The 3,928-nt window shown below is 46.2% G+C and carries 7 protein-coding genes; all 7 read right to left on the bottom strand.

The features are described 5' to 3' along the window. On the bottom strand, window positions 1–292 hold a 292-nt coding region (locus V7126_RS23350; RefSeq protein ID WP_335499712.1), incomplete at its 3' end, for a hypothetical protein. Next, complete coding sequence (locus tag V7126_RS23345; protein WP_335499709.1) at window positions 293–709, bottom strand: YbgC/FadM family acyl-CoA thioesterase; 417 nt, start codon at window positions 707–709, stop codon at window positions 293–295. A gap of 114 nt (window positions 710–823) precedes the next feature. Beyond that, on the bottom strand, window positions 824–1,066 hold the full coding sequence (gene tlp, locus V7126_RS23340; RefSeq protein WP_046132822.1) for a small acid-soluble spore protein Tlp: 243 nt from the start codon (window positions 1,064–1,066) through the stop codon (window positions 824–826). A 23-nt stretch (window positions 1,067–1,089) separates the two neighbouring features. Next, window positions 1,090–1,233 (bottom strand): acid-soluble spore protein N, encoded by a 144-nt coding sequence (locus V7126_RS23335; RefSeq protein WP_006637039.1) that lies wholly within the window; start codon window positions 1,231–1,233, stop codon window positions 1,090–1,092. Window positions 1,234–1,302: 69 nt separating this feature from the next. Beyond that, window positions 1,303–1,428 (bottom strand): FbpB family small basic protein, encoded by a 126-nt coding sequence (locus V7126_RS23330; protein ID WP_065894540.1) that lies wholly within the window; start codon window positions 1,426–1,428, stop codon window positions 1,303–1,305. A 69-nt stretch (window positions 1,429–1,497) separates the two neighbouring features. Then, on the bottom strand, window positions 1,498–2,004 hold the full coding sequence (locus V7126_RS23325) for a TlpA family protein disulfide reductase (RefSeq protein ID WP_046132820.1): 507 nt from the start codon (window positions 2,002–2,004) through the stop codon (window positions 1,498–1,500). 78 nt (window positions 2,005–2,082) lie between these two features. Continuing rightward, window positions 2,083–3,928, bottom strand: a 1,846-nt coding sequence (acnA, locus tag V7126_RS23320) for an aconitate hydratase AcnA (protein WP_335499696.1), incomplete at its 5' end; no start/stop codon positions are given.

The following is a 3,928-nucleotide window of genomic DNA, read 5'->3' as shown; positions in this document are numbered from 1 at the left end:
GGAAACGTTTGATATGGCTGAACTGCTTTTCTTTTGTTAAAATCTCGATTTGCTTTTGGCCGATTAAATCAAAATGTGGAAATCCGCTTCTTTGATCGATCCATTCTTTTTTGAGACCGTACTGCTCTCCCCATGCGGCAAGCTTTTCGATGTTTTGGCAGCCAGCTTTTGTCACAGTGCGGGAATCCGGAAACCTGTCATCGATCCAGTAGTGAGTTAAAAACGCTATCTCGCCGTTTTGGACCGCACGCTTCCATTCATTCAGCTCCTGTCTCTTGATTCCGAAGGCCATTTACTTTTTGGCCTCTTCGTATGCCTGATGCCACTCCGGATAAAGCTTCCGGAACTGAAGCGGCTTAAAACTGTCGCGGTCAACGCAAATGTGCGAGCTTGTCCCTTTTACGGCCGTTTCTCCTTCCGGGTTTAAAATCTCATAGCCGTAAACCGTTTTAAAACCGTTGTATTCTTCAATCCATGTATGTACGGTCGCGGTTTCTCCATAGCGAAGCGGCTTTATGTATCGAACGTTGACATCGACGACAGGCGACAAGACATTGTCTTTTTCCATTTTAGCATAGGAAAAGCCGAGGTCTTTAATCAATGCCGTCCGCCCAACCTCCATCCAAACAAGATAATTCGCGTGGTAGACGACCCCCATTTGGTCTGTTTCGGCGTACCGAACTTCGATTTCTTTTTTTGAGACGTACAAAATTCTCTACTCCCTTATCAAAAAATGTAATCCCATTTTAGCATAAGCAGCCGGTAAAAACACGAATGGCGGCTTTTCCGAACCGCCGCATGCAAAAAACCAGGTTGCCCTGGTTTATTGATCATATCCTTTTTCCCTAGCATCGGCTTCATCTTGAATTTCGCTGCGCATCGCCTCAATGCTTTCATTTCGGCGTTCATTTTTTTCGCGGATCTGCTGCTGTTCTTCACCGCTTGCAAAGGACAGCTGCTCTTCTGATTCCTCGATGTTTTCGATCGTATTCTGAACCATGTCCTGAAGCTTTTCAACGTTGTCGCTTCTGTCATCGGGGTTGTGCTTCTGCCCGTTTTCCATCATTCGTATTGCCTCCTTTTTAGCAGTTATTCGCCTTTTGTCTGCATGATAATCGGTGTTTCACCTGATTTATCGTGCATCTTCTTACCTTTATTGCGCTTATATTCAACCGGCTTTGTCCCAAGGTGGCTCGGGGCAAATTTCGCCTGTTTGTCATGCTCTCTCGGCATGTCTATCCCTCCTTTTAAGCATTAGGATTCTCAAAAAGAGGTGCAAACATGAACCTAAATTTTAAAAAGTCACTTCAACCTGAACTTCTCTTCAAGCTTGTCTTCAAGCCGGTCGAGAAATTCCTGGTTGGTCAAAAGCTCTTTTTTGTTTTCTGAGACAAGTTCTTCAAATGTGCGCCGATGTGTCTTTTTCATTTTGAATCACCTCCAGATGATTTTCATTTTCGCCATTTTTTTTGCAATATAAGCAAAAAGCCGGGATTTTTATAATCCCAGCTTTTCTTCCATTTCTTTTTTTGTTATCGTTCCTAGGACGATGTCTTCTATGATACCGCTTTCATTTATAATAAATGTCGTCGGATAGGAAAAAATCCCGTATTTTGCATTGATTCCTTCTTGATCAAGAACGATCGGGTATGTTAACGCAAGGCTGTCGGCAAACGCTTCAACCGTCTTGCGGTTTTTCTCCGAAGAAGTGAAATTAACGGCCAGTACGGTTATATCCCGATGCTCATTTTGAAGCTGCTGCATATCGGGCATCTCAGTTCTGCAAGGCTTGCACCACGTCGCCCAAAAATTGAGCAGCACTTTTTTTCCTTTAAAGTCGGATAACGAGACATCCTCTCCGCCTTTTAAAGAGGGAAGCGTAAAATCCGGCGCTTTTTCTCCCTTTTCAATCCCGATTTCAGCTTCCTTGTGCATTGCAAAATTCCAAACCGCAAAACCGGCCAACAGAAGAAGGAAGGTGATTGCCAGCGATTTTTTAATCATCGATATCCTCCAAGAATTAAGGCATGTGCACCTGAAAAAAGAAGAGAAAGCAATCGCTCTCTCTTCCTGACACACAGACTACTGTTTCATTTTATTACGGAGAACCATTTGCAGGATTCCGCCGTGGCGGTAATAGTCAATTTCGACTTCGCTGTCAAAGCGTACGACGGCTTCAAACGATTTCACCGTTCCGTCTTCGCTTGTCGCTTTTACCGGAACAAGATCGCGCGGACGCACTGTTTCATTCACATCCACTTCAATCGTTTCTTTTCCTGTCAAACCGAGTGTCTCCGCGTTTTCTCCCTCTTTGAATTGAAGCGGAAGAACGCCCATGAGAACGAGGTTGCTTCTGTGGATTCTTTCAAAGCTCTCGGCGATGACCGTTTTAATGCCGAGAAGGTTCGTTCCTTTTGCCGCCCAGTCGCGTGAAGATCCCATTCCGTAATCTTTTCCGGCGATGACGACGAGACCTGTGCCGCTTTCTTTATACTTCATGCATGCATCATAAATGGACATGACTTCACCTGTAGGCCAATATGTTGTATATCCGCCTTCTGTTCCCGGAGCAATCTGGTTTTTGATTCTGATGTTGGCGAATGTACCTCTCATCATGACTTCATGGTTGCCCCGGCGTGAACCATATGAGTTGAAATCTCTAGGTGAAACGCCTTTTTCCTGCAGATATTTGCCGGCCGGCGTATCTTTTCCGATTGCTCCCGCAGGAGAAATATGGTCTGTTGTGACGGAGTCTCCGAATTTGCCGACAACGCGCAAGCCTTTGAGCGGCTCAACAATTCCCGGCTCAACTGACATATTTTCAAAGAACGGCGGGTTTTGAATGTAAGTCGATTCTTCGTCCCATTTGTAAAGAGCTTCATCCGTTGTTTCGATCGCATTCCAGCGTTCATTGTCATCGAAGACGCGCTCATATTCTTTTCTGAACAACTCAGGTGTAACGGTTTGTTTGACGACCGTATTAATTTCGTCCATCGTCGGCCAAATGTCGTTGAAGTAGACCTTCCGTCCGTCTTTGCCGACCCCGATCGGCTCATTTTTCAAATCGATGTCAACGGTTCCAGCCAGCGCATATGCGACGACAAGCGGCGGAGACGCGAGATAGTTTCCTTTGACAAGCGGGTGAATCCGTCCTTCAAAGTTACGGTTTCCGGAAAGAACGGACGTAATCAAGAGATCGTTCTCTGCTACCGCTTTTTCGATTTCCGGCGCAAGCGGTCCGGAGTTTCCGATACATGTTGTACAGCCGTATCCGACGATGTTGAATCCAAGCTCGCGCAAATAAGGAAGAAGTCCTGAATTGACCAAATAGCCTGTAACGACTTTAGAACCCGGTGCAAGGGATGTCTTCACATAGTTAGGTACTGTTAAGCCGAGTTCCACCGCTTTTTTGGCAACGAGTCCCGCTCCGATCAATACGTACGGGTTTGACGTATTTGTACAGCTCGTGATTGCCGCAATCGCGATTGCACCCGTTTTCATAACGGCTTCTTCGCCGTTTCCAAGCGCAAACTTGATTTCTTTGTCCGCTTCAGAAGCTTCCAAACCAAAACCTTGGTTGCCCGCAGGGCTGACCAAATGCTTGTGGAACGTTTCCTTCATGTCGGAAAGCGGGATTAAATCCTGAGGACGCTTCGGACCTGAAAGGTTTGCTTCAACTTTTGACAAGTCGATTTCAACGATATCTGTAAATACAGGATCTTCCTGATCAGGCGTGTAGAACAGACCGTTTTGTCGGCAATATTCTTTTACTACCGCAATATGCTCTTCATCGCGGCCGGTTAATCTCATGTATTCAAGCGCCTCTTCATCAACCGGGAAGAAACCGCATGTTGCGCCGTATTCTGGAGCCATGTTGGCGATCGTCGCTCGGTCTGCAAGCGGCAGCTCAGCCACACCCGGTCCGAAG

Source organism: Bacillus sp. JJ675 (assembly GCF_036963165.1).
In the GTDB taxonomy this organism is placed as follows: domain Bacteria; phylum Bacillota; class Bacilli; order Bacillales; family Bacillaceae; genus Bacillus; species Bacillus glycinifermentans.
This window is presented reverse-complemented; position numbering and strand designations above follow the sequence as displayed.

Bases quoted from the DNA above. Each gene is read 5' to 3' on its own strand.
- tlp (WP_046132822.1), bottom strand. From the start codon at position 1,066: ATGATGGAAAACGGGCAGAAGCACAACCCCGATGACAGAAGCGACAAC.
- V7126_RS23335 (WP_006637039.1), bottom strand. From the start codon at position 1,233: ATGCCGAGAGAGCATGACAAACAGGCGAAATTTGCCCCGAGCCACCTT.
- V7126_RS23330 (WP_065894540.1), bottom strand. From the start codon at position 1,428: ATGAAAAAGACACATCGGCGCACATTTGAAGAACTTGTCTCAGAAAAC.
- V7126_RS23325 (WP_046132820.1), bottom strand. From the start codon at position 2,004: ATGATTAAAAAATCGCTGGCAATCACCTTCCTTCTTCTGTTGGCCGGT.